The 24793-nt window shown below is 62.3% G+C and carries 25 protein-coding genes; 11 read left to right on the top strand and 14 right to left on the bottom strand.

The window, feature by feature from the left end:
* Window positions 1-19 precede the first annotated feature (19 nt).
* On the top strand, window positions 20-394 hold the full coding sequence (locus ACFWAD_RS07325; protein ID WP_378531452.1) for a nitroreductase family deazaflavin-dependent oxidoreductase: 375 nt from the start codon (window positions 20-22) through the stop codon (window positions 392-394).
* A gap of 5 nt (window positions 395-399) precedes the next feature.
* Here the strand turns inward: ACFWAD_RS07325 and ACFWAD_RS07320 are convergent, their stop codons facing one another.
* The 4 genes from ACFWAD_RS07320 to ACFWAD_RS07305 all read right to left on the bottom strand — a co-directional run bounded on the left by ACFWAD_RS07320 (window position 400) and on the right by ACFWAD_RS07305 (window position 3883).
* Window positions 400-951, bottom strand: a complete 552-nt coding sequence (locus ACFWAD_RS07320) for a TetR/AcrR family transcriptional regulator (RefSeq protein ID WP_378542483.1) — start codon at window positions 949-951, stop codon at window positions 400-402.
* Window positions 952-978: 27 nt separating this feature from the next.
* Window positions 979-1665: an ABC transporter ATP-binding protein gene (locus tag ACFWAD_RS07315; RefSeq protein ID WP_230815256.1), complete on the bottom strand. Its 687-nt coding sequence runs from the start codon at window positions 1663-1665 to the stop codon at window positions 979-981.
* A complete protein-coding gene (locus ACFWAD_RS07310) occupies window positions 1662-2792 on the bottom strand; it encodes an ABC transporter permease (protein ID WP_378542928.1) in 1131 nt (376 codons plus the stop codon). Before ACFWAD_RS07310 ends, ACFWAD_RS07315 begins: the two co-directional genes overlap by 4 nt.
* Before the next feature lie 140 nt (window positions 2793-2932).
* On the bottom strand, window positions 2933-3883 hold the full coding sequence (locus ACFWAD_RS07305; RefSeq protein ID WP_378542481.1) for a TauD/TfdA dioxygenase family protein: 951 nt from the start codon (window positions 3881-3883) through the stop codon (window positions 2933-2935).
* 174 nt (window positions 3884-4057) lie between these two features.
* Here ACFWAD_RS07305 and ACFWAD_RS07300 point away from each other — a divergent pair, with 174 nt between their 5' ends.
* Together ACFWAD_RS07300 and ACFWAD_RS07295 are read left to right on the top strand one after the other, a co-directional pair.
* The gene (locus ACFWAD_RS07300) at window positions 4058-4825 is read left to right on the top strand and encodes a MerR family transcriptional regulator (RefSeq protein ID WP_378446830.1); all 768 of its coding nucleotides are present in this window, start codon (window positions 4058-4060) and stop codon (window positions 4823-4825) included.
* Between the two features lie 76 nt (window positions 4826-4901).
* On the top strand, window positions 4902-6458 hold the full coding sequence (locus ACFWAD_RS07295) for an alpha/beta hydrolase (protein WP_378542479.1): 1557 nt from the start codon (window positions 4902-4904) through the stop codon (window positions 6456-6458).
* Window positions 6459-6460: 2 nt separating this feature from the next.
* Here ACFWAD_RS07295 and ACFWAD_RS07290 read toward each other — a convergent pair whose 3' ends face one another.
* The 3 genes from ACFWAD_RS07290 to ACFWAD_RS07280 form a co-directional block, all read right to left on the bottom strand.
* Window positions 6461-7981 (bottom strand): AMP-binding protein, encoded by a 1521-nt coding sequence (locus tag ACFWAD_RS07290; protein WP_378542477.1) that lies wholly within the window; start codon window positions 7979-7981, stop codon window positions 6461-6463.
* 72 nt (window positions 7982-8053) lie between these two features.
* A complete protein-coding gene (locus tag ACFWAD_RS07285) occupies window positions 8054-9175 on the bottom strand; it encodes a DUF5938 domain-containing protein (protein ID WP_378542475.1) in 1122 nt (373 codons plus the stop codon).
* Between the two features lie 72 nt (window positions 9176-9247).
* Window positions 9248-10051: an SDR family NAD(P)-dependent oxidoreductase gene (locus ACFWAD_RS07280; protein WP_019745372.1), complete on the bottom strand. Its 804-nt coding sequence runs from the start codon at window positions 10049-10051 to the stop codon at window positions 9248-9250.
* A gap of 268 nt (window positions 10052-10319) precedes the next feature.
* Between ACFWAD_RS07280 and ACFWAD_RS07275 the strand changes: the two genes are divergently transcribed.
* Window positions 10320-10979 (top strand): TetR/AcrR family transcriptional regulator, encoded by a 660-nt coding sequence (locus ACFWAD_RS07275; protein WP_378542926.1) that lies wholly within the window; start codon window positions 10320-10322, stop codon window positions 10977-10979.
* Between the two features lie 6 nt (window positions 10980-10985).
* On the opposite strand, the gene ACFWAD_RS07270 is transcribed toward ACFWAD_RS07275, so the two are convergent.
* A complete protein-coding gene (locus tag ACFWAD_RS07270) occupies window positions 10986-11579 on the bottom strand; it encodes a TetR/AcrR family transcriptional regulator (protein ID WP_378531438.1) in 594 nt (197 codons plus the stop codon).
* A 117-nt stretch (window positions 11580-11696) separates the two neighbouring features.
* Between ACFWAD_RS07270 and ACFWAD_RS07265 the strand changes: the two genes are divergently transcribed.
* The 3 genes from ACFWAD_RS07265 (at window position 11697) to ACFWAD_RS07255 (ending at window position 14567) form a co-directional block, all read left to right on the top strand.
* A complete protein-coding gene (locus ACFWAD_RS07265; protein WP_378542473.1) occupies window positions 11697-12458 on the top strand; it encodes an enoyl-CoA hydratase-related protein in 762 nt (253 codons plus the stop codon).
* Between the two features lie 241 nt (window positions 12459-12699).
* Complete coding sequence (locus ACFWAD_RS07260) at window positions 12700-13215, top strand: OsmC family protein (protein WP_007732784.1); 516 nt, start codon at window positions 12700-12702, stop codon at window positions 13213-13215.
* 38 nt (window positions 13216-13253) lie between these two features.
* The gene (locus ACFWAD_RS07255) at window positions 13254-14567 is read left to right on the top strand and encodes a bifunctional o-acetylhomoserine/o-acetylserine sulfhydrylase (RefSeq protein ID WP_378542471.1); all 1314 of its coding nucleotides are present in this window, start codon (window positions 13254-13256) and stop codon (window positions 14565-14567) included.
* A 63-nt stretch (window positions 14568-14630) separates the two neighbouring features.
* On the opposite strand, the gene bphC is transcribed toward ACFWAD_RS07255, so the two are convergent.
* The 4 genes from bphC to ACFWAD_RS07235 all read right to left on the bottom strand — a co-directional run bounded on the left by bphC (window position 14631) and on the right by ACFWAD_RS07235 (window position 18801).
* A complete protein-coding gene (gene bphC / locus ACFWAD_RS07250) occupies window positions 14631-15551 on the bottom strand; it encodes a biphenyl-2,3-diol 1,2-dioxygenase (protein ID WP_095968411.1) in 921 nt (306 codons plus the stop codon).
* Window positions 15552-15586: 35 nt separating this feature from the next.
* Window positions 15587-16765, bottom strand: coding sequence for an acyl-CoA dehydrogenase family protein (locus ACFWAD_RS07245; RefSeq protein ID WP_378542469.1), 1179 nt, complete (start codon window positions 16763-16765; stop codon window positions 15587-15589).
* A 181-nt stretch (window positions 16766-16946) separates the two neighbouring features.
* The gene (locus ACFWAD_RS07240) at window positions 16947-17816 is read right to left on the bottom strand and encodes an alpha/beta fold hydrolase (protein WP_019745379.1); all 870 of its coding nucleotides are present in this window, start codon (window positions 17814-17816) and stop codon (window positions 16947-16949) included.
* A gap of 76 nt (window positions 17817-17892) precedes the next feature.
* Window positions 17893-18801 carry an IclR family transcriptional regulator gene (locus ACFWAD_RS07235; RefSeq protein WP_378446850.1) on the bottom strand — a complete coding sequence of 303 codons (909 nt, stop codon included), beginning with the start codon at window positions 18799-18801 and terminating at the stop codon, window positions 17893-17895.
* 138 nt (window positions 18802-18939) lie between these two features.
* Here ACFWAD_RS07235 and ACFWAD_RS07230 point away from each other — a divergent pair, with 138 nt between their 5' ends.
* The 3 genes from ACFWAD_RS07230 to ACFWAD_RS07220 all read left to right on the top strand — a co-directional run bounded on the left by ACFWAD_RS07230 (window position 18940) and on the right by ACFWAD_RS07220 (window position 21715).
* A complete protein-coding gene (locus tag ACFWAD_RS07230) occupies window positions 18940-19815 on the top strand; it encodes a TIGR03619 family F420-dependent LLM class oxidoreductase (protein WP_378542467.1) in 876 nt (291 codons plus the stop codon).
* Between the two features lie 32 nt (window positions 19816-19847).
* On the top strand, window positions 19848-20339 hold the full coding sequence (locus ACFWAD_RS07225; RefSeq protein ID WP_003939809.1) for a nuclear transport factor 2 family protein: 492 nt from the start codon (window positions 19848-19850) through the stop codon (window positions 20337-20339).
* Window positions 20340-20467: 128 nt separating this feature from the next.
* Window positions 20468-21715, top strand: coding sequence for an Nramp family divalent metal transporter (locus ACFWAD_RS07220; RefSeq protein ID WP_378542465.1), 1248 nt, complete (start codon window positions 20468-20470; stop codon window positions 21713-21715).
* A 56-nt stretch (window positions 21716-21771) separates the two neighbouring features.
* Here ACFWAD_RS07220 and ACFWAD_RS07215 read toward each other — a convergent pair whose 3' ends face one another.
* Complete coding sequence (locus ACFWAD_RS07215) at window positions 21772-23367, bottom strand: acyl-CoA synthetase (RefSeq protein WP_378542463.1); 1596 nt, start codon at window positions 23365-23367, stop codon at window positions 21772-21774.
* Window positions 23368-23435: 68 nt separating this feature from the next.
* A complete protein-coding gene (locus tag ACFWAD_RS07210; RefSeq protein ID WP_378542461.1) occupies window positions 23436-23579 on the bottom strand; it encodes a hypothetical protein in 144 nt (47 codons plus the stop codon).
* Between the two features lie 273 nt (window positions 23580-23852).
* Here ACFWAD_RS07210 and ACFWAD_RS07205 point away from each other — a divergent pair, with 273 nt between their 5' ends.
* Window positions 23853-24791 (top strand): 3-oxoacyl-ACP reductase, encoded by a 939-nt coding sequence (locus tag ACFWAD_RS07205; RefSeq protein WP_230815229.1) that lies wholly within the window; start codon window positions 23853-23855, stop codon window positions 24789-24791.
* The last annotated feature ends 2 nt before the right edge of the window (window positions 24792-24793 follow it).

Genomic DNA, 24793 nt, shown 5'->3' with positions numbered 1-24793 from the left:
CTCGCGAAGGGAGATCACAATGCCGATGCCGAGATGGTGGGGACACGTCAACAAGCGAGTGTTCAATCCTCGTGCAATCTCGAGCGGGAAGTGGCCGGTGCTGACGCACGTCGGGCGCACGTCCGGTGCAACGTATCGGACGCCTCTCGACGCCTATCCGGTCGACGGTGGCTACGTCTTCATTCTGGTGTACGGATCAGGCTCGGACTGGGTGCAGAACGTCTTGAAAGCGGGAAGCGCTCGACTGTCGGTCGACGAGACGGAGGTGAGCCTTGGCGCCCCGCGTCTCGTCGCGAAAGACGAAGCATTTCAGGCACTTTCCTCAGACGTATCCCAACCCCCGAGACTGCTCCGCATCACCGAGTATCTTCGGATGGATCTCATTGCTGCCTGAGCCCGTCACGCGAGGACCTCACGCACTGCGGACCTGACTTCCTCCATGCTGCAACCGGATTCGATCAGTTCAGTACCCGTATGCACCAGCGAGTTGATCAGCTTGGCGGTGAGCTTCGGGTCCGAGACACCACGGAGACGGAGGGCCTCGACCAGAGGAAGCACAAGACTGTCGTGCATTTCCATGATCCGCGAATCTCGAAATGTTTGCGGGGTCAGCGTCGCCAACGCTCCGACTATCGCGTGCTCCCCGTCGGCAACCAATTGGAGGTTTGCTTCGACGTAGGCCCATACCGGATCGTCGGCGCCTGCCATCGCCTCGACGATTTTGTCGTTCCAGCGCGGGAACATGTCTTCGACGACGGCGCTGAGGAGATCTTCCCGGGACCGGAAGTAGTGGTAGGCACTCGACCTGGCGAGCCCGGCCTTCGCCGCCACCTCACCGAGCCCCGGCGGCCGGTCCGGAGCCTCGGACAGAAGAGTGTGTGCAGCGTCGAGGAGGGCTCGGCGCTGAGCAGCACGATGCTCGACCACAGTGGGCGCATCGATCCTCGGCACCGAATCTCCTCCAGTCCCCTTGCGGGCTTACTCGCTCTGACGCAATCGACCGTCAACCATTTCGAGGATGCGGTCGCAGTGCCCGAGCACGTCGTGATCGTGGGTCACCATGATCGTAGCGACGCCGGCCTCGTGGGTTTCGCGCGAGAGCAGTTCGACCACCTCATGGCTGCGCTTGCGGTCGAGAGCAGCCGTCGGCTCGTCGACGAGCAGTAGCGAGGGATTGCTCATCAAAGCCCGAGCGATACCGACGCGCTGGCGTTCACCGCCGGAGAGTTGACCAGGTCGACGATCTGCACGGTGACTCATACCGACCGAGTCGAGCAATTCCTCGGGATCGCGACCCGGCCTCCCCGTGAGCTTGGGAATGAGCCGAAGCTGATCGCGCGCCGTCAGTGCTGGAATCAGATTGCCGGATTGAAAGACGAAGCCGACCTTGTCTCGTCGAAGTTTGGCCAGGGCACGGGCAGGCATCGCCGACACGTCGACGCCGTCGATGACAATCGTTCCACTGGACGGCCGACCGAGTCCGCCGGCCACAGCGAGCAGGCTCGACTTTCCAGCGCCTGACGGTCCGACGATCGCGACAAGTTCGCCGCCCGAGACCTCGAGGTTCACGTTGTCGAGGGCGAGCACGGTGGAGTCACCGTCACCGAATCGAAGGCTGACAGCGGTCAATACCAATCCGGTTGTGGTCTTTTCGACTGTGGTCATCGGTTTTCTCCCAAAGCGGTGAGCGGGTTGACACGGGTAACGCGGACGATGGCAACGGCTGCGCCGACCAGCCCGAGTACCGCCAAGAGCACTGCGCCGTTGACGACAGAGCCGGACTCGAGGGCGAACGGCATGCCCCCGCCTTCGAGTCCCGAACCGAGCCCCAAGCCCAGCAACACACCGATGCCGATGGATCCAAGCAGCACTACCAGTGCCTGCGCCATGCCGTCACGAAGCAGGAAGCCGGTGGAGGCTCCCATTGCGCGCAACACTGCGAGTTCACGACCACGCTGAACCGTCCAGATACTGAAGAATGCACCGACCACCAGCGCCGAGATCGCGTACAGAAACGCCTTGATCATCGACATTGTCATCATTTCCGCGGAGAAGCCTGGTGAGGAGTCGAAAGATTCCTCGAGCGTCTTTGCGGACGTTCCCGCCGCCGCATCGCCCGACACAAGGTCCGGCAACGCGCCACCAATACCCCGAATCGCAACAACACTTGCTTCGGAAAAGGCACTGGCATTGGCGGTTTCGCCGATCTTGGCACCGGCGTGAACCTCCTGCCAAGTACGCAGGGGCAGGTAGGCGACGTCGACGTGACCGAAAGTGCGCTTGTCTTCGGTGAATCCGACAACTGTCAGCTCCGTACCGAGTCGATCGAGTATCACGGTGTCACCGATCGCAACACCGTCGTCACGGAAGGTAGAGCTGACGATGATGTCCGTGTCGGCTTGCAGTCCCCTCCCGTCGGCGGAGACGGGCTCGAGGAAGGAGCCAGGTTCGATGCCGAAGAGCGTGAGATCGACAGGCGTGCCACTGCGAGTTTTTGCATTGACGATCATGTTGCCGAAGAGCTCGGCGTCTTGGACATCGGGTTGCGTGCGCCACGCTTGCGCCTGCTCCTCGGTGACGACCGAGCGCGAGAACGCCGAGTCGGCTTTGGTGTCCGGCGCGAAGGCAAACGCCTGAATCGGCGTCCGCTGCAAAGCGGAGACACCGTCGTTTACCAGGCCGGACGAGAGGCCGGACAGGATCACCATCAGGATCGAGATGAGGGCAACCACGGCACCCATCAAGAGGAAACGGTTTCGCGCAAACCACAGTTCACGCAGGGCGAGGAACATTCGGGAAGCTCCAAAGTCGTCGGTTCGAGTCACGCCGACTTTTATCGACGCCTTGTCGAAATCATATCGACAAGGCGTCGAAAAACTATGTGAGCTGCATTACTACTACCCGTAGTAGAGGTTGGACGAAATGGGGCTCGTCAGTCCGCAACACCCATCGGTCGATCTCCGACTATCGAGATTCGGTCCATCACGCGTCGCGCCGGGAAATAATCACTGGCGGCATAGTGCTGACACGTCCGATTGTCCCAGAAGGCAACGGTATTCGGCTCCCACTTGAGACGGACCTGAAACTCCGGACGGTTGACGTGTCGATACAACATCGTGAGGAGTTGGTTCGACTCCTCTTCTGACACTCCGAGGATCCGTTGCGTGAAGGTCATGTTGACGAACAACACCCGCCTGCCGCTTTCGGGAATGACCCGAACCACCGGATGTTGCACAGCGGGGAACTTCGGACGCAACATCTCGACCGCATCCGCCGGCATCGACCTACCGAAAGAATTGATCCAATCATGTTCTGCAACAAGCGGGTCGATACGCTTCTTGATGCCTTCCGGAAGTAGGTCGTAGGCGGCTGCGGTATCCGCCCACAACGTGTCACCACCTACCTCTGGCACCTCGACTGCACGAAGCACCGCTGCGAACGACGGAAACTCGTGCCACGTGACGTCGTTGTGCCAGTTGTTCTCGACTCCGCCGACCATTGCATCCTTGGCAAGTGTCGTGACATCGACGTCCGTCTGCCCGGGTTGCGTGTACTTGAAGAACGGATGCTGCTCGAGATCGCCCCAACGCTCGGCAAAAGCTCGATGATCAGCTCGGCCGAGGTCCTGATCCCGAAAGAAGAGGACTTTCCATTCGAGGAGGGCTCGGCGGAGTTCCGCAATCACGGAATCCGACAGGTCCCCACTGAGTCGAATACCGGAGATTTCCGCTCCGATCGTCGGAGTGACCGCCTTGACCACAAAGTGTTCGTACGGCGCCGGGGTAACCGACTCGGGATTCCGGCGAGCAACGAGTGGACCGTAGGCCGCAAGCGGATCGGTGGGAATCGGAAAGATCGTTGCCGCAGGAAAAAGGGTAGCCATCAGGGCACTTCCTCGAAATCGACGATGTCGTAACGGACAGAATCCAGGTTAAGGTCAAGTCCTTAACGTGTCAACGGTCACGTTCTTCATTCGAACCTTGACCCTGACGCCGCGTCAGGGTTGGAGAATGGTTTCCACAGACGGAATCCGCTTCGATCACGGGAGGGCAGAACGATGATGACCATCGGCGAGCTGGCCAATTTGGCCGGCACCACAGTCAGATCCGTGCGCTACTACCACTCGAACGGGCTTCTCGAGGAACCACAACGCCAACCCAACGGCTACCGCATGTACCGGGCGGTGGACCTGGCACGACTGAGCCGGATCCGTCGTCTGCGCGATCTGGGGATCCCCGTCGCCAAGATCGCCGAACTCCTGGACGGCGATGCTCACGACACTCGGTCCGCGCTCGACGCCCTCGACAAGGAATTGGCAACCAAGGCCGAACAGATCGCTGTTCAACGTGCCCACATCGAGTCACTACGCCGCAACGCCGATCCCGAACTACCCGATGCATTTTCCGAAGTGCTCGCACAGTACGTCGTGGCCGGAGCACCGACAGCATGGATCGACAACGAGCGCGAACTTCTGATCCTCGCGCTCACGGTATCCGGGGGCGATCCCGAGGTCTGCGATTCACTCCTGAGCGCACATCACCGAGCGTTGGCCGAGCCGAACCGCGAGCAGGCAATCGAATTGATCACTCGCATGGACGCCCTCGCCGACGCCCCGGCGGACGCGGACACGATTGCGGCCCTTGCCATTCAGTTCTGCGACTTCACCGAGAGCGTGCTACCTGAACAGGCTGCACCGGAGAGTGCTTCACCCACTCGTCTGGTAGCGGTACTGCGCGAACACCAAGCGGATCGACGAACCGCCACCCAGGAAAGATTCGCGAAGGCAGTGGCGGCCGAGTTCGCCGCCCGCCAATCTCGACCCTGAAACCCCTCATAAACCCCCACATTCGAAGTGGGGTGATCAACGCTGCCCGAATCGGGCTCGACACAAGGACACGACAATGACTGGATCCATCATGCCCAGATCACGCATGCCTCGACCGCGAAAATGGCTGGCTTTCACAGTCGCCGCTGCCGCACTCGCCGTACCCGCCTTGGCTGCATGTTCAGAACCTACTGCCGCGCAGACAGATCCACAACCAAATCTCAGCGCGTTCTACGACCAGGATGTCGAATGGGGACCATGCGCCACAGACACCGGAACGTCAACGGCAAGCGACTGCGCCATGGTCACAGTGCCTTTGGACTATTCTGCCCCTGACGGGAAGACAATCGAAGTGGCGATCTCGCGGGTCGCGTCCACCGACCCAGCGCAGCGACGCGGGATCCTGCTCACCAACCCTGGCGGCCCGGGTGGCCGCGGTCTGGGCTTGCCCGAGATTCTGAATGCGGGCATGACACCGGAGGTCGCGGCGGCGTACGACGTCATCGGCATGGACACCCGGGGACTCGGCAAGAGCACGCCGATCGACTGCGGCGTCGAGCAGATGTCATGGATGCGTTCACCGGGTACCACGGACGAAGGGTGGAACGAGAGCGTCGCGCTCGCACGTGAGGCCGCTGACAAATGCTGGGACAAGTACCCGGACTATTTGCCGCACATCAATACTCAGAATATCGCCCGCGATCTCGACGTGATTCGCGGCGCCCTCGACCAGGAGAAGGCGTCGTACTTCGGGTGGTCGTACGGCACCTATCTTGGTGCGACCTACGCTCAAATGTTCCCCGACAGGATCGATCGTGTGGTTCTCGACAGTGCACCGGACCCGAAGAAGTACGGATACGAGATGTTCCAGGACATGGGCCCGGCCAACGAGAAGGCGATCGACGGATTCTCACAGTGGGCAGCGGAACGCAACTCCACCTATGCGCTCGGATCGACGCCCGCCGAAGTTCGCGCCCTCATCGAGAAGCTGATCTCGGACGCAGCCACCACTCCGATTCGGATCGGTGACTACGCCGTCGACGATCACGTCCTTCCATTCCTGATGTACGTCAACGGAACCGGGGACACCGAGAAGGAAAGTGAGGCATTCGCACAGGTATTGGTCCAGTTGCGCGATCTCGCGTCCGGCAAGACCGTCGAGAACATCCACCCCCAGCTGACGGGTCTGATGCAGGCGTGGTTCCAGACCGAACTGGGTACCGGCCCCGACTATGCCGGAACAATCGCCATCGTCTGCGGCGACGTATCGATGCCGAGTGATCCCCAGTGGTATCGCAACAAGTTGGAAGAGCACCGGGATGATCAGCCGATCTTTGCCGGCACCCACAACACGATCATGCCCTGCGCGTTCTGGCGCAGTGAGCCCCCGAAGCGGATCGACATCGACAGCAACGTTCCGGCATTGCAGATCCAGGCAACCGGAGACACCCGCACGACGTACGAGGAAGGACTTGGTATGCATGAAGCCATGAAAGGCTCACGGCTGGTGACAGTTCCAGGCCGTACCCATGCGGTGTTCCCCAGCTACGGGAACACTTGCGCTAACGCCGCCGTCAACTCGTATCTGCTCGACGGCTCACTGCCGGCAGAAGACGTGGTCTGCGAGTCGTGATCTCAGCCCGTCAGCTCGCTCTTGATCTCGTTCTTGAGAACTTTGCCGACCTTGGAGCGAGGTAGATCGTCCCAGACGACGACTTGCTTCGGAGTCTTCACACTTCCGATGCGAGCCTTCACGAAAGCCATTACCTCGGCGCCGTCGATTTCGGCGCCGAGGTGTGGCTGCACCACTGCCACAACACGTTCTCCCCACTTGTCGTCCGGCAACCCGATCACTCCGCAGTCCTGAATCCCCGGGTACGCCATGAGCGCCTGCTCGACCTCGACCGAGTAGACGTTGAAACCGCCCGTGATGATCATGTCCTTGGCGCGATCGACGATGAACAGGAAATTGTCCTCGTCCAGGTACCCGATGTCGCCGGTGTGATGCCAGCCGTGGGCTGACGCTTCCGCGGTTGCGTCGGGGTTCTTGTAATAGCCCGCCATGACCAACGAACTGCGAATCACCACCTCACCACGCTCGCCACGTCCGAGCAGCGCGCCTTTGTCATCCATGATCCCCACGGTCACCAACGGCGACGGTCGACCCGCCGACGAAAGTCGTGACGTTGCGACAGTGCCGTCCGAGCCGAAGTGCTCCTTCGGTGACATCGTCGAAATCATCATGGGGGCTTCACTCTGCCCGAACAGCTGAGCCATGACCGGGCCGATCTTGTCGATCGCCTCCGCGAGTCTGGTCGGGGAGATCGGCGCCGCTCCGTACCAGAAGCATTGCAGCGAGCTGAGATCCGTGGCCGACAGGGCCTCGTGCTCGAGCAGCATGTAGATGAGCGTCGGCGGCAGGAAGGTGTGAGTCACCTTGTGCTTCTGAACGTTCGCGAGGAAGTACCCGAGGTCGGGCTTCGGCATGATCACTACTTCGCCGCCGAGGGCCATGATCGGGAAGCACAGAACACCGGCGGCATGAGTCAACGGCGCGAGCGCCAGATACACCGGGCGCCCCTCGAACGGATAGCTCATCAAGGTGATGGCCGTCATCGTCTCGATGTTGTGCCCGGTCAACATCACACCCTTGGGCCGACCCGTCGTACCACCGGTGCCGACCAGCATGGTGACGTCGTCGGGCGCCGCGGCGTCGAGTTCTTCTTCCCCGAGCCAGCTTTCGAGAGACTGAGCCGAATCCCATTCGCCGTCGATGCAGACGAGCGTCACCAACTGGGGAAGCGCGTCCTTGATCTGGTCGACCAGCGGGGCGTACGACTTCTGGAAGAAGAGAGCGCGACAATCGAACAGATCCAACAGATCTCGGTTTTCCGCAGCTTCATTGCGAGGATTGATCGGACACCAGACACCGCCGGCCCGGCTTATTCCGAATACGCACGAGAACGAGATCGGATCATTGCCGGACAGAATCGCGACCTTCTCGCCCGGCGCGATGCCCGATGCCGCGAGCGAAGCTGCGAAGCGACGGCTGAACTGTTGCACCTCGCCGTAGGAGAGCGTGCGCTCCCCCATCGTCAAACACGGTGCGGTGGAACCAAGAGAGGCTCCCTTGTCGAGATAGTCGGTCAAACGCATGGGGAGCCTCCAGGGCGGGGCTCCCGGCGCGATGTACGCCGGGAGCCGTGAACGTGATGACGAGGGCGTGGACTAGGTGTTGATGGTTACTTCCGGTTCCAGTGCCAGCCCGAAACTGCGTAGCGCGCCGAGCAGTTCGCGATGCCCGAATGCCTGGCAGGCCGAGGCGAGTCCGGTGCGCTTGGGTGCCTGCTGAATTAGAGAATGCGCTGCGTATGCGTGCAGGAGTCCGGTCTGCTTGTAGTTGCAGTTGCCGTGGATCACGACGTGTGAGCGACCGAGCGGGCCCGACGCGTAGACGGAGTCCATCGAGGTGTTGATACGTGGGTTCTCACGCGGTGGCATGCCGGCCTGCACCGAACCGGCGATCTCGGCCAAGGCGGCTTCCTGCTCGTCGGCGGGCAGGGTCTTGATCTGCTCCTCCACGATCTTCTGTGTCGCGACAACACCTTCCATCACGGTGCGGTCGAACACTCCGCCCGCAGCCTTGACGTTGGAAATTCGCGGATCGTTCTTGAACCACACCGGGTGGCATGTTCCGCCCCACGGCAATGCCAGCGCAGTTTCGTGCTGGCCGGGAACGACGACGTCGAAAGTCTGGCCGGGCGCCCACTGCACGTACTTGTTCTGCTCGAGGTAGTACCAGTTCGCCTTGAGGATGGTGAAGATCGTCTGAGTGGACGCGTAAGTGGGAAATCCCTTCCACAGCACCAGAATGTCGAGTGTGTCGAGGCCCGGCGTTTCCAATGCGATGTTGGCCGCGATCTCACCGGTGGTGTACATCTGAGCGATGCCGGGCGAGAGGAGCAGGCCCTTCTCCTGGTACTTGTCGCTGAACTTCTCCTGGACGTCGAGTACCCAGTCCTGCTCACCGGTGGTGTCCATGTAGTGGCAACCGGCATTCAAGGCGGCCTCGACGACGGTGCCGCCGAGCTTGATGAACGGGCCGACCATGTTGCTGACAACCTGAGCACCGGTGAACAGTTCGGTGAGCGCCTCGACCGTGTGCTCGACCTCGACGACCTCGTGATCGACGGTGTCCAAACCGGGGATCTTGTCGAGAACCTCTTGAATGCGAGCGGCGTCGCGGCCGGCCGCGATGAACGGGATGTTGAACTCGCGCAGGTATTCACACACCAGACGGCCGGTATACCCGGAGACGCCGTAGACGATGACTGGCTTCTTTTCGGACATGTTCGTGGAACCTTTCGGAGACGTGAGAAGGGGGACGAGAGAAGGGCGTACGTGCGAATTGGGGGGGGCGAGTTACATGCCCATGCCACCGTCGACGGGAAGGCCGATACCGGTGATGAATCGTGCGGCGTCGGAGGACAAGAACACCACGGCGTCCGCCATGTCGTTCACTTCGCCGAGACGGCCGAGCGGGGTGAGACCGATGACGTCGCCGACGGCTGCTTCGGCACTGGGCCAGAGGCCGAGCTTCTCCATGTCCGCTGCGAGTCCGAGACCCATCTCCGTGGCAACAAGACCCGGGTAGATGCAGTTGACGCGGACTCCGTAGCCGAGCTTGCCCGACTCGGCTGCAGCAACCCTGGTGAAGCGGTCGACCGCGGACTTGGTCGCGGAGTAACCACTGATGCCGGGAAATGGAATGGTTGCGGCGACCGACGAAATGTTGATGATGGATCCGCCAGTTCCGGCGACGCCACCCGGACGCATGCTGCGCAGCCCGTGTTTGGTTCCGAGCGCCGTTCCGAGGATGTTGACCTCACACATGCGGCGGATGTCGCCCGGATCAAGGTCCACCACCAGCGAGGAAATCTCGATGCCGGCGTTGTTGACGAGGATGTCGAAGCCGCCCAGAGTCTCCGCGGTTGCAGCAACTGCTTCTTCCCAGTTGGCGTCGTCGGTGACGTCCAGCTTCACGAAGCCGGTCTTGACTCCGCCCGAACCGACGGCTTCCGCGGTGGCGCGACCCTCGTCTTCGAGAACGTCGCCGATCATCACCGACGCTCCCGCCTTCGCCAACGCCTCAGCCATTCCGGCTCCGAGCCCCTTGGCACCACCTGTGACCAGTGCTTTTCGTCCCTCGAGATCAAACACGCTCATTTTCGACTGCCTCCATGACTGAAACGACTCTCGCGATGCCACCGTTCACAGCGACGCTGCCAAGTGGTGTGAGTCACAGAGTATTCAACTTTGGACGAGTGTCAAGAGAAATCTTGACGACTGTCAAGATTTTGTTACACGCTCGTCAAAGACCAGGGGTTACACTGATTCGGACGCGGCGATCGTGCCGCTGTGGAAATCGCAGGGAACAGGACGTGCCATCGTGACCACGACAGTCGAGAAGTCAAGTGGGGCAGTGAAAAATGCTGTGCCCACCTCGTCGGATAAGCGGTCCAACACAGACAAGCGCACCAACGCCGACAAGGTGTCACGTCGTCAGGTCGACAAATTCTCCGAGCGGCGCGATCAACTGGCCGAGGCCGCGCTGCAAACGCTGGCCGAACTGGGCTACGCGCGCACCAGTCTGCGCGAAATCGCCCAGAATTCGGAGTTCTCACACGGCGTCCTGCACTACTATTTCAGCGACAAGGTCGACCTGATCACCCACTGCGTCCGCCACTACAAGGCGCGCTGCGTCACCCGCTACGACGGCATCGTCGCCACCGCTCAGACGCCGGAGGAACTGAAAACCGGTTTCGGGGCACTGCTGGCCGAGACCATGATCGACGAACCGACGATGCACCGTCTCTGGTACGACCTGCGCGCGCAGTCGATGTTCGAGGAGTCCTTCCGAGCCGACGTCGCCGCGATCGACGAGAGTCTCGAAAACATGATCTGGCGCATCGTTTCTCGTTATGCCGAGCTTCTCGACGTGGAACCCTCGGTCACCTCGCCGGCGATGTACGCGATTTTCGACGGCCTGTTCCAGCAGAGTCTGCTGCGTCATCTGTCCGGCGATCAGACTGCTGCGAACTATCTTTCGGAGAGCGTCCAGCAGATGCTGCCCCTGGTAGTGCCCACTCCCTGAGTCAGTTCAGCGAGCGGCAATGCCCTCGGCCACGTACTTCGCTCCGCGATCGAATTCGCCGACCACGTCGTAGTCGGCGTCTTGCCGCCAGAAGCGAACCAACGCGCCGTAAGTACCGCCGATCATCTGCGCGAGAAACAGCGGCGGATAGTCCGATCGCACTTCGCCGGCTTCGATCCCGGCGGTGACGATCCGTAGAAGTTCCACGTGGAACCGATGATCGTGGGCCGCCCCCGCTCCGGAGGAGGCGAAGTCGCGCTCGAGTTCCGCAGTCACCATGCGCAGATAGCGCGGATGCATGATCGCTTGCTGCGCAAAGTCCTGAAAAATCCGGGAGATCCGATCAGAAGTCGACATCGGCGATTCCATGAGCTGATCCACCAGTGTCGCAAGCTGATCGAGATGATCACTGTGCAGCGCCTCGAGAACCGAGTCCTTGCCCTGGAAGTAATTGAAGAAGGTGGCTCGTGACACCTCGGCTCGCTCGGCGATGTCGTCGACGGTCGTGCTGGCGAAACCCTGCGCCGAGAACAGAATTCGTGCAGCCGAGAGCAACCTGTCGTTGGTGTCGCGCTTGTTCTGTTCTCGTTTGGAAATCACGTCGACCTGCCCTTCTCCGCCTCAGAACACAGTCTTCGCCACAGTCCGGAATGTGTCCAATGTCCGTCCCGTCAGGTGACGCACCTCCACCTCCGATAGGTGGACTACAGTCCAATTATGTCGACTGTTTCCACCGAACGCCATGACCGCGTTCTCATCGTCAGGATCGAACGCGAAGAACGCCGTAACGCGATCAACCGTGAGACTGCCGAGGGAATCGAAGCCGCGCTGAATCTTCTCGACGACGACCCTGATCTGTGGGTCGGCATCATCACCGGAACCCCCAACATCTTTTGCGCCGGAACCGATATCCGAGAGCGGGCCGACCTTCGCATGCCTCGCGGCGGTGAGTACGGCGTCATTCGGCGTCAGCGGAACAAGCCCCTGATCGCTGCAGTCGAGGGATACGCACTGGGTGGAGGTTTCGAAATCGCTTTGGCCTGTGATCTCATCGTCGCCTCTGCCACAGCACAATTCGGCCTTCCCGAAACCAAGCGTGGTTTGGTTGCGACGTCCGGTGCACTCTTTCGGGCACCTCGGGCACTTCCGATCAACATCGCCCGCGAACTCCTGATCACCGGCCGCACACTCGATCCCGAACGGGCCAGGGACCTGGGCGTCGTCAACGTGGTCACTGCGCCAGGCAACGCACTCGACGAGGCGTTGGTGATGGCGGCCGAGATCTGCGAGTCCTCCCCCACCTCGGTGAGCTTGAGCTTGAAGGCGATCGACGCTCTCTACGCCGAAGCCGATGCCGTCGGATGGAACGTCACCGACGATGCCAAGGAAGCAGTGCTGCGTTCCCCGGACATCGCCGAAGGACTCGACGCTTTTGCGGGTCGTCGGACACCCCGGTGGAGCGGACTGTCGCCTACATGACGGACCACGATCCGAGACAGATTTCCTATACATCTGGTCGGAAAGGGTGTGAACCGGTTACAGTCTCTCCTGTGACGGGAACTGGCGCATACGAGACGGGCACGCTGCTGACGCGGCGACGCCACGTCGATTTTGCGCATGTCTGTACCTCCGGGTGTCCGATCTTCTGATCGGACCTACGACGTGAGCGCCGCTCGCGTCGATACTCGTATGTACGCCCAGATCAGGGGACATTTCTGTCATGACCACCGCTTCCATCTCCCACCTGAGTTCCGTCGTAGCAGCCAACGCCGACGCCATCGACAAGGACGCGAGCAAAGCGCACGTCGTCTTCAAGGCTTCCGCCCAGGCGCACGACGCCGTTGCCAGCACCATTTCTCTCGGTAAGTACAGCGTCGAGGTCGACGAGCCACCGGCCCTCGGCGGCGAGAACACCGCAGCCAATCCAGTCGAGTACTACCTCGCTTCTCTTCTGTCCTGCCAGGTGGTCACCTACCGCGTCTGGGCCGACAAACTCGGTATCGCGCTCGACGACATCTCGGCCAGAGCCGAAGGCGATCTCGACGTCCGTGGATTCTTCGGCTTCGACGACGCGGTCCGTCCGGGATTCTCCGAGGTCCGCGTGGTCGTCACCCTGACCGGTCCGGAAACTCGCGAGCGCTACCTGGAGCTGCAGGAGACCGTCGATGCCCACTGCCCCGTACTCGATCTCACCCGCAATCCCGTCCCAGTGCATACAGTCGTCGAAACCGCCTGACCCGCATCAACCCACCCTTCACCACGGAGTATGAATTCATGAGCGAGAACACCCCCGTCGAAGCCGATCCGACTGCCGATTGGTCGTTCGAAACCAAGCAGGTCCACGCCGGGCAGGGCCCGGACAGCGCCACCAACGCTCGGGCACTGCCGATCTACCAGACCACCAGCTACGTCTTCGACAACACCGACCACGCTGCCGCGCTCTTCGGCCTCGCCGAGCCGGGCAACATCTACACCCGCATCATGAACCCGACGCAGGATGCCGTCGAGCAGCGCATCGCCGCCCTCGAAGGTGGAGTCGCAGCTCTGCTGGTTGCGTCCGGTCAGGCCGCCGAGACCTTCGCGATCCTCAACATTGCCGAGGCCGGCGACCACATCGTCTCCAGCCCTCGTCTGTACGGCGGCACGTACAACCTCTTCCACTACACGCTGCCCAAGCTGGGTATCACCGTCGACTTCGTCGAAGACCCGGACAATCTCGAACACTGGCGTGCGGCCATCCGTCCGAACACCAAGGCGTTCTACGGTGAAACCATCTCCAACCCCAAGAACGACGTGTTCGACATTCCCGGTATCAGTGCGGTCGCCCACGAGAACGGCATCCCGCTGATCGTGGACAACACCGTCGCAACGCCCTACCTCATTCAACCGCTGAAGCACGGCGCTGACATCGTCGTCCACTCCGCCACCAAATACCTTGGCGGACACGGCACCGCGATCGCCGGCGTCATCGTCGACGGCGGCACGTTCGACTGGACCCAGGGACGCCACACCAACTTCACGACCCCCGACCCCAGCTACCACGGCGTCACCTTCGCCGATCTCGGTGCACCCGCCTACGCCCTCAAGGCACGCGTTCAGCTTCTGCGCGACCTCGGCTCGGCCATCGCACCGTTCAACGCCTTCCTCATCTCGCAGGGCATCGAGACACTGAGCCTGCGCATCGAGCGCCACGTGTCCAACGCCCAGAAGGTCGCGAAATTCCTCGAGGGCCGCGCCGAAGTCACGTCGGTCGCGTACGCCGGACTGCCCTCCTCGCCGTGGCACGAGCGCGGAAAGCAGCTGGCGCCCAAGGGCACCGGCGCAATCGTCGCATTCGAGCTTGCCGGTGGTGTCGATGCGGGCAAGAAGTTCGTCAACGCCCTGACACTGCACAGCCACGTCGCCAACATCGGTGACGTTCGCTCACTCGTCATCCACCCCGCGTCGACGACGCACTCGCAGCTCACCCCCGAAGAGCAGCTCGCTTCGGGCGTCACCCCGGGGCTCGTCCGCCTCGCGGTTGGCATCGAAGGGATCGACGACATTCTCGCCGACCTCGAAACCGGTTTGGCAGCAGCAGCTTCCTGATCGATCACACGAAAAAGCTCGGCCCCGATATGTATTGGGACCGAGCTTTTTCGTTGCGAAGAGCTAGCTCTTGGGAGTGAACGCAGCCAGCGGTTCACTGTCGGACCAGTCGTGGCCCCAGTAGCTGTCCGCTGTGATTTCCTCAGCGGTGTAGAAGGTTTCGTCGACGAGCATGCCCTCGCACCCGAACTCCAGATCCCAGCCACCCGGTGCACGCACGTAGAACGACACCATCTTGTCGTTCGTATGGCGACCCAACGTCGAGGAGATCGAGAAGCCGAGCTTGGCAACACGATCGAGAGCCTGACCCACAGCGTCGAGAGTCTCGGCTTCCATCATCAAGTGCACGAGACCGGGCTCGTCCACGGGCGGCGCCGGGCACAGCGCGAGGCTGTGGTGACGCTGATTGACACCCATGAAACGGACTCGACGGGCCGGCGGCGGCGCGTCGATTCCGCCGAGACGGATGGAACCGCGCGGGAGGAATCCGAGCACCTCGGTGTAGAAGGTGTATGCCTCGTCGAAGCGCGTAACCGGAAGCACCACATGGCCGAGGCCCTGATCGCCGGTGACAAAACGGCCGCCGTGCGGGGTGACCAACGGGCTGTGGTCGAGCACCGGCCCGAAGAACACCTCGACGCGATTGCCGTTGGGATCGTCGAAGGCGATGACCTGCTCGGCATCGCGGTAGCTGGCGTCGACCTCGGAGAGTACCTCGACCTCGACTCCGGCTTTCTCGACCGCTTCACGAACACGCTGGAGCGCGAACTGATCTCGCACTTCCCAGCCCACTGCGAGAGCCTTGTCCGTCTCGCCGGGCAGGACGATCAGTCGCGCACGACGCTCGTCCAGGCGCAAGTAGAGGCCGTCGGCTTCCGGGCCACTACCGACCGCGAGGCCGAGTCCGTCGACCACGAGCTCGCGCCAGCGAGCCACGTCCTGCGTTTGGATCCTGAGATATCCCAGACCCCGAATTTCAGTCATTCCTAACCGTCCTTGCTTCGAGAATGTTTGTGGGACTAGATCATCGAGCGGTGGATGCCCTGCGGCTCGCCACCGAGCTGCGAGAGCGTCGACGCATGGAAAATGGAACCGGGCACGTGAATCGCATGCGCCAGACCGGCATGAGCATCACGCCAGAACCGCTGCATCGGCGTGCTCAACTGCAAAGCGCCACCACCGGAACGAGCAAAGATCTCATCCACCGCCCGCACCGCCCGCCACGCGGCAGCAGTCTGCGTACGCCGACCGATCGCACGAAGCTCGAACGAGACCTCCTGCCCCTTCTCGGTCATGTCCCAGAAACGATCCACCGTCTCCAAGATCGCAGCCCGAGAAGCAGCGATCTCGGCAGCCGCCTCACCGATCGCGAAGAGCACATACGGATCTTCCTTGATCGGAACACCACTGACCGTCACCCGCTCACGCTGCGCAGCCATGTTGCACGCCAACGCACCCTCCGCGATACCGATCAACGACGAGGTGATACCGAGCGGGAAGATGCACGAGAACGGGAACTTGTACAACGTCTCCGTACGGCCCGCTTCCTTCCATGCCGTTCCGTCGTACACCTTTCCGGCGTCGATCGTGCGGTAGGTGGGCAGGAACGCGTCCTTGACGATCAGATCCTTCGAACCGGTTCCGCGCAGGCCCACGACGTTCCAGCTGTCCTGGTCGATGTCGTAATCGGAGCGCGGCAACAGCACGTGCAGGTGCTTCGGCGGCATCAGCGGCTTACCGGTCTCGTCACCGACCATCGCACCGATCATGATCCAGTCACAGTGATCGGTACCCGAGGAGAACGACCAGCGGCCGTTGAGGATGTACCCACCCTCGACCGGCCTCGCGACACCCATCGGCGCGTACGGTGACGCCATCCACGTATCGGGATCGGTTCCCCAGACCTCTTCCTGAGCCTTGCGGTCGAAGAACGCGAGCTCCCACGGGTGGACGCCGACGATGCCGCTGACCCAGCCGGTGGCACCGTCCATCGCGCCGATAGCCATTGCGGTCTCGGCGAATTCACGCGGATGTGCCTCGAGGCCGCCGAACTCCTTCGGCTGGAACATCCGGATGACACCGGAGTCGCGCAGTCGCTTCGCGCTGCCGTCCGTCAAGCGCATCAGCTTGTCGCCCTCGACTCCGTCGGCGCGGATCTCGTCGGCGAACTGTGAAATGTTGTCTAGAACCTGACCCATGATCTTCCGGCTTTCTGGTTTCGGTACCCGGCGAGCGCCTAGGCAGAATGAAAATCTGTTGATGAAACGGTGGCAGGGAGCCCGCCGAAGTGCAGAAACGCTTCCCGGTGAGTGGGAGCACCCCCTGTGCGCCTTTTTGGTAGTGGGGGCTACCAAAAAGGCGCACGGGGGGCGAAGCCCGTTACTTGCCTTCGGGCCGGGTAAGGAATGCCAGAACGGACGCAACCCAAGCGTCGCGGGCCTCGATCATCGTCCAGTGTCCGCAGTTGGGGAAGATGTGAACTTCGCCGTTGGGGATGTCGCGCATCGGCAGGATCGCCATGTCCACGGGGCTGACGCGGTCGTCGCGTCCCCAGGTCAACAGCGTCGGCGCCTTGATCTTGTTCAGCTGCGCCCAGTACGGCACGGCGGTCGACGCAGCAGCAGCCGCGCCCATAGCTGCCATGGCCTTGCTGCTGTACATACGGCGGGCGATCTCGAGCGTCGTCGGCTCGGTGGCGAGGGCCCAACGCTCTTCGATGAGCTGCTCGGTGACAACGGCACGGTCGAAGACCATCGAATGCAACCAACGGACCAGAGCTTCGCGGGTGGGGTTGTCGGTGAACTCCATGAGGAGTTTGATGCCTTCACCGGGGCCGGGAGAGAAGGTGTTCTTGCCCATACCGCCGATGGTGACGAGCTTGCTGACCCGATGGGGCTCGTCGATCGCAACCTTGGTGGCGACGATGCCGCCCATGGAGTTACCGATCATGTGGACCGGTCCGAGGCCCAGGCCGTCGAGGAACATGCCGACCGATGCCTGCGCCATCATCATCGGATGGTCGGGGCCGGGATCGCTGACGCCGAATCCGGGAAACTCGAGAACGTAGCAGTGGAAGTGCTCCGCGAAGTCCGCGAGAACGCCGCGGTAGTTACGCCAACCGGTGACTCCGGGGCCCGATCCGTGCAGCAGCAGGAGCGGCGGGCCGTCGCCGGCTTCGTGGTACCGGAGCACACCGAGATCGGTCTGCAGTTCCTTCAGGGTTCCCTCGTAGCTCAGTTCAGTCGTCATGGTCCGAACGGTGCCATCAGTACCGCTGAGCTGCTATGACTCGTCCCGATCAGCGAGACAAGTCGATCAAAATACGTCAGATCCAGTGGTCGGACGACGCCGCCAGCAGGCGATCCATCGTCTCAGCGGAGAACGTATTGGTCGGAACAGGTGGGGTTTTGCGGCCACGGCGGGGAGCGCCCAGTTCGGGGTACAGCGTGCGGGAGACCTCGCGAGCCGCGTCGACGACCAGCGGAGCAACTCGCTCGAGCTGAGCGGTCCGCATGTCCCCACACAACGCGATACTGCCGACAGGACCCTCGTGTCCGCGAATTGCCGACGCCACACACGCGACCCCACGTGCCGACTCACCGCGCTCGAAGGCCAGTCCCCGACGCTGACGGATCCGGTTCAGTTCCTGATGGAGCACCGCGACGTCGGTGATCGTGTTCTCGGTGCAGCGGGGAAGAGCCGACCCGAACAGAGCGTCGACACGCTCGGGGTCGATCCACGCCAGCATCGCCTTGCCTCCGGCCGTCGAATGGGCGAGTACTCGGCCGCCGACGCGGGACGGTAGCGCCGCGGCGAACCGCCCGCCGACCTTGTCGAGGTAGACACTCTCGCGCCCGTCGAGCACCGACAGATGAACGACCATGCCGGTCTGCAGGTGCAGCTCATGCAGAAGCGGCGCCGCGGCTTCGCGGATCTGGCTGTGGCCGCCGTCGCCACCACCGAGGCCGAGTGCACGGCGCCCGAGACAGTAGCCGAACGACGCGTGATCAACCCAGTCCAGCTTGACGAGCTGATCGAGAATGCGGTGGACGGTGGACCGCGGCAACTGAGTGCGGCACGCGACCTCTTCCAGCGTCAGCCGTGCGGCGCGGCCGTCGAAGGCGTCGAGAATCAGTGTCATCCGCTCGACCATCGACGGCGGCAGATCCTTCTTGGGTAGCCCGGCGGCGGTCTGGACGGTGGACAGTGTGTCGTTCATGTCAACGATGGTCATGGACGCCTCCCGAAAACTGGAATTGATTCTACCGACTATAACCCAGGTCACAGTTTCTGGAAAGTGAATCAACCTTTTCGATCCCGATCAGCGGTAATTCACCTGCCGCCGCGCGTGCGGGAGGGCTATAAACGCCCGATGCACCTGGGAATCGTCACGCCGGTCCTGATTCAGCACCCGAGCACACGTTCGGAGTGGGAGACGAGTGCTGACATCGGTGAGATTGCCTCAATTGCTGCCGCGGCGGATCAACTCGGTTTCCACCACCTGACCTGCAGTGAACACGTCGCGGTTCCAGAAGAGATCGCCACCGAACGTGGCGGAACCTACTGGGATCCGCTCGCCACCCTCGGTTTTCTCGCCGCACGTACGTCACGAATCCTGCTGGCGACGCAGGTCCTGGTGCTGGGCTATCACCATCCCCTCGAGATCGCCAAGCGCTACGGAACGCTGGATCGCGTCAGCAACGGACGCCTGATACTCGGACTCGGAGTGGGAACTCTGAAACAAGAATTCGATCTCGTAAATGCTCCGTTCACCGATCGAGGAGCGCGTGCCGACGACGCTTTGGCCGCACTTCGGGTTTCGCTGTCGACGCCGACTCCGGAGTATCACGGCGAGTTCTACGACTACTCCGGATTTGTCGTCGAACCTCATGCCGTCCAGAAACGTGTGCCACTGTGGATCGGCGGCCGGACCAAGAGATCGTTGCGCCGGGCCACCACACACGGCGACGGGTGGGTTCCGTTCGGGCTGAGATTCTCCGAACTGAAGGAAATGCTGGGCGCCACGACGCTCCCCGACGGATTCGACGTCGTCCTCCCCGCCGGCGCTCCGCTCGATCCCCTCGGCGATCCCGAGTCCACGCTTCGCGCCTTGACTCGCGTCCGCGACGCCGGGGCGACCATAGCCAGTTGCTCGGTCGGCGCTCGAAGCGCCGAACACTACTGCGAACAACTCGAAGAACTTCACCGAATCGCCCTCGCCGAGGGCTTCTCTTTCACCACTTCCTGATTCGCCGATAATCCAATGCAAAGGACGTACCGATGACTGACTCGACCGCCCTGATCGAATCCCTGCTCGCCCGAGTGGAATTGCTCGAGGACAAGCTCGCGATCACCGAACTGCTGACCACGTACAGCCCCGCCGTCGACAGCGGATCGGCCGACGAAGTCGCGAACCTGTGGCTCGAGGACGGTGTCTACGACGTCGACACCGGCGCGATGCACGGCCGCGGCGAACTGCGGGCCATGGTTCACAGCGCCTCTCACCAGAACTGGATCATGAACGGCGCGGCGCACATGATGACGCCCGCGCACATCCGCATCGACGGCAACAAGGCCGTCGCTACCTGCCATTCACAGTTGGTCATCAAGGATCCCGAGAACCCGACGGGATTCAAGGTCCTCCGCATCACCGCAAACCGTTGGGAGCTGATCAAGACAGACGGCGAGTGGAAGGTCGAGTTGCGCACCAACGCTCTCCTCGACGGCCGACCCGAGGCTCGCGCCCTGCTGGCAGCCGGCGTGACGGCCTAACCCCCTGTGCGCGGTTAGAGAGTCTCTGCGGTCACTAACCGCGCACAGCGGTTGAAAGTTCGGCCCCCCGAACTCTATAGTTCACATATTCGAACCGGCAGGTCCGAGTACGTGCGACCAGGAGACCGATGAGCACCAGTACGCAAGAGCCGACGACTCCGCGCCGACGACCTACGGGGAGATCCATCGCCCTGCTCGGTCCGGCGTTCGTCGCGGCCATCGCGTACGTCGATCCGGGCAACGTCGCCGCCAACCTGACTGCCGGCGCGAAGTACGGCTACCTGCTCATCTGGGTGCTGGTACTCGCCAACGCGATGGCCGTCCTGGTGCAGTATCTGTCCGCGAAACTCGGGCTGGTCTCCGGCAGATCCCTGCCCGAAATGCTGGGTCAGCGCCTGCGTAAGAACAACCGTCGCGCGTTCTGGCTCCAGGCCGAGATGATGGCGATCGCAACCGACGTGGCCGAGGTCATCGGCGGCGCCATCGCACTCAACCTGCTCTTCAACGTCCCGCTCTTCGTCGGTGGGTTGATCACCGGTTGCGTGTCGATGGTGATCTTGACGATCCAAAGTCGGCGCGGACAGCGCACTTTCGAGTTCGTGGTCATGGGATTGCTGGCCATCATCACGATCGGCTTCCTGACCGGACTCGCCTTCACCGACGTCTCCGGTAGCGAAGCCGTCGCCGGACTGGTCCCCCGCTTCGAAGGAACCGAGACCGTACTGCTCGCTGCCAGCATGCTCGGCGCCACGGTCATGCCGCACGCGATCTACCTGCACTCCGCATTGGCCCGAGATCGCCACGGCCACATCAAACCTGGGCCACGATTGCAGCGACTACTCAAGGTCACCCGTTGGGATGTCGTCGTCGCGTTGATCATCGCCGGTGGCGTGAACATCGGCATGCTGCTCCTGGCCGCGTCCGCGCTGCGCGGAGTACCCGGCACCGACACCATCGACGGCGCGCATGCCGCGATCGAGAATTCACTCGGCCCTGGTGTGGCCGTCGTATTCGCGATCGGACTCCTCGCCTCCGGACTCGCGTCGACCTCCGTGGGGTGCGCGGCCGGCGCCGAGATCATGCATGGCCTTCTGGCCATTCGCATTCCGGTGATCACGCGCCGAATCGTCACTCTCATCCCGGCGCTGATCGTTCTCGCACTCGGCGTCGATCCGACTCTCGCACTCGTACTCAGCCAGGTGGTCTTGAGCCTGTGCATCCCCTTCGCGATCATCCCACTGGTGCGTATGACTTCGGACCCCGAACTCATGGGCGACGCGCGTAATGCCCCACTCACGACCGTCGCGGCATGGGTTGCAGCGGGTTTGATCGTTGCGCTCAACGTCGCTCTGCTGGTTCTGACGCTGACAGGCTAGAGCACCGGAGCCACCCAACGCGTCCCTCACAAACGCGCTGGATGACTCCGGCCGGATCAGGAGGCTTGCTCGGCGAGAGTGGCCTTGGCCCAGCGATAGTCGGCCTTTCCGCTGGGAGAGCGCCTGATCGACGGCACACTGACAACAGTGCGCGGCACCTTGTACCGAGCAACGTGCGACGCGCAATGCTCACCGATCTCGGCAGCGTCCGGGACGTCGAAGCCCTCGCGGGTCGTGATGACCGCAGCGACGCGCTCACCGAACTTCGCATCCGGAATTCCCGCGACCAGAGCGTCGAGCACTGCCGGGTGACTCTTGAGTGCCTGTTCGACCTCTTCCGGGTACACCTTCTCCCCGCCGGTGTTGATGCACTGAGAACCACGCCCCAGCAGGACGATCGAGCCGTCGGCTTCCACTCGCCCGACGTCGCCGAGTACCGACATCCGCACTCCGTCGATCACCGGGAACGTAGCCGCCGTCTTGACCGGATCATTGAAGTACCCGACCGGCACGTGACCACTGCGAGCGATGTATCCGGTCTCGGCAGATCCCGGCTCGAGCGGCCGCATCCGTTCGTCCACGACGCGCGTCTCGTCGCGAGCGGCGATGCGCATCAGGCCGTCTTCGCCGATTTCGAGATTGCCGTCGACGCCCGACTCGGAGGAGCCGAATCCGTCGCGAATCACCAGGTTCGGAAGTATGGACTTGAGCTGCTCGCGCAGTGAGAGCGAGAACAACGCTCCGCCCGACGAAATCATTCCGACTGTACTGAGGTCGTAATCTGCTGCGTTCGACGCCAATTCGTCTGCGAGCGGACGAGCCATCGCATCTCCGACGACGGTGATGGAGACGGCCTTCTCACTCCCGGCGAGCTGCAGCGTCGACTTCGCGTCGAACCGCGCCATGAGAATCGCGTTGGCACCCATGAAGAATCCGGTGAACAGCGAGTACGACGCCGCGCCGTGCATCAGGGGTGCGGTGCTGAGCATGTTCATCGCGGGAACATTCGGCACCGCGGCATACAGCGCTTCGGCAGTCGTATGCGGCGGACCGAACGGGTTTCCGCCGGTGAGCGCCGCGAAGTAGAAGTCTTCATGCCGCCACATGACGCCCTTGGGCATTCCCGTCGTGCCGCCGGTGTAGATGACAAACAGGTCGTCGTTGCTGCGAGGCGCGAAGTCACGAGTAGCAGGCTGCTCGGCGGCAGCGTCGGCATATCGAACGACGTCGACGCCTTCGACGTCGCGGACCGCCGACTCGCCGACGACAACGACGTGCTTGATGCCCGGCACGGCCGGGAGAACCGTCTCTACGACGGGAACGAACTCCTCGTCCACGATCAGCGCTACCGACTGCGAATCGTTGTACAGGTAGGTCAGTTCGGCGTCGACGTAGCGATAGTTGACGTTGATCGGGACCGCGCGGATTTTGAGGCACCCGAGCAAACTTTCGACGAACTCGATGCTGTTGCGCATGTGCAGAGCAACGTGGTCGCCCGGCCCGACACCGACACTCGCCAGGTGGCGGGCGATGCGATTCGAGCCCTCGTCCAACTCGACGTATGTGCGACGACGCCCATCGCACACGAGTGCCGTGCGGTCCGGAATCAAATCCGAAATACCCTCGAACAGATCTGCCAAATTCAATGACACTGCTGGTGCCTTCCTTGATGTCCGGCCCGGCGAATTCGGGGCCGACCGTACTGCGTTTGCGGTGAGAACTATCCGATTTTGGCGCCGACGAATGCGGCCAGGAACTGGGCGGATTCACCCGTCGCACCACCAGAGGTCGCGAAAGCCGATCCCGCCGTGAGGATTTCCGACGGAGGTGTGGGGTGGGGACGTTTCTGGGTGTCGACAACCATGATGGCTCCGGGACAGGATCGGTGGTGACGCAAGCGCGTACGCGGTGGGATCGCCGCGTCGCCCCAAGGTGGCATGCACGGCTCGTGACCCAGATCACCGCTCCCGCTGAGTGGGACTGCCCCTCAGATGGCCAGACTTGTGTTCAAAACTAGAACTAATTCTGATTCTGTTCGAATGATTTTTTCGGAACGGCAACCGAACTCTCGACTTCAAATTAGAATGAATACTAATTTTGCCGAACTTACCGCCAGACCGGATCGAAGGAGCACGACATGACGCAATCACTGAGCTTGGAAGGCAAAGTTGCCGCCGTCACCGGCGCCGGTGCCGGCCTGGGTCGCGCCGAGGCACTCGGACTCGCCGCTGCCGGCGCAGCTGTCATCGTCAACGACATGGGTGCAGCGGCCAACGACGTGGTCGACGAGATCAAGGCCGCAGGTGGACAGGCACTCGCCATCACCGGCGACGTCTCCGACTGGTCGCTCGGCGGGCGCATCATCGAAGAAGCTGTCAAGAACTTCGGATCCTTCGACATCCTCGTCAACAACGCAGGCATCCTGCGCGACAAGATGATCTTCAACCTGACCGAATCCGATTGGGACGACGTCATCCGCGTGCACCTCAAGGGTCACGCCGCCACCTCGCACGCAGCCGCAGTCCACTGGCGCGCAGCCAGCAAGGCAGCCGACGCACCGGTATACGGCCGCATCATCAACACCTCTTCCGAGGCCTTCCTCTTCGGCAGCGCCGGACAGCCCAACTACTCGGCAGCCAAGGCCGGTATCACCGCTCTGACGCTCTCGAGCGCAGCAGGCCTCTCCCGCTACGGCGTCCGCACCAACGCGATCTGCCCCCGCGCCCGCACCGCCATGACAGCAGAAGCCTTCGGCGAGAACAACACCGGCGTAAGCGGTCTCGATCCGCTGGCACCCGAGCGCGTCGCGACCCTGGTCAGCTACCTCGCATCCCCCGATTCCGACGAGATCAACGGCCAGGTCTTCGTCGTCTACGGCAAGATGGTGGCGTTGATGGAAGCACCCAAGGTCGAAAATCGTTTCGACGCAGCCGGATCCGCGTTCACGGTCGAAGAGCTCGGTGGCCAGCTCTCGTCCTACTTCTCAGGCCGCGGACCGTACGAGACCTACGCTGCCTACAGCATCGCCGGCCTCGAAAAGATTGCCCTTGCAGTCGACGAGACCGCAACAGTTTAAGA

Origin of the sequence: Rhodococcus sp. NPDC059969 (assembly GCF_042738325.1) — a bacterium.
In the GTDB taxonomy this organism is placed as follows: Bacteria; Actinomycetota; Actinomycetes; order Mycobacteriales; family Mycobacteriaceae; genus Rhodococcus_F.
Note: the sequence above shows the minus strand (reverse complement) of the source record. Positions and strands in the feature narration are given on the sequence as shown.